Source organism: Mesorhizobium sp. M7A.F.Ca.CA.004.12.1.1, from assembly GCF_003997835.1.
Classification (GTDB): Bacteria; Pseudomonadota; Alphaproteobacteria; order Rhizobiales; family Rhizobiaceae; genus Mesorhizobium.
The window spans coordinates 1-438 of sequence record NZ_RZRK01001517.1; the positions used below are offsets into that span (position 1 = coordinate 1).

Below are 438 nucleotides of genomic sequence, written 5' to 3' on the forward strand. Positions count from 1 at the left end.
GCCTGGCGCTGACCGATGAGGGCCGCGCCTATGTCCCCAATATCCGCCGCGCCTTCGACCTGATCTCGGAGGCGACGCTGCTGCTTCGTCCCGAGCCGGCGCGGCTGACGATCAGCGTGACGCCGAGCTTCGCCACCAAATGGCTGATCCCGAGATTGCACGACTTCGTCGCGCACAACCCGCTGGTCGATTTGCGCGTGCTGGCCAGCGAGAGCCTGTCGAGCTTCCAGGCCGATGGCGTCGACATCGCGGTCAGGCAAGGCCGCCCGCCCTTCGGCGCTGGGCTGATCGTCGACCTGCTGTTTCCCCAGCAGATCGTCGCCGTCTGCAGCCCGGCCTTGCTGCCGGAAGGTGTTGCTGAAATCGCAGCCTCCGAAATCCAGCACCATGTGCTGCTGCACGATGCCCACAATCTGTGGCCGGAATTCATGGAGAAAG

General features: G+C 65.1%; 1 protein-coding gene. It reads left to right on the top strand.

The window, feature by feature from the left end; translation table 11 throughout:
• On the top strand, window positions 1-438 hold a 438-nt coding region (locus tag EN984_RS37335), incomplete at both ends, for a LysR substrate-binding domain-containing protein (RefSeq protein WP_245480223.1).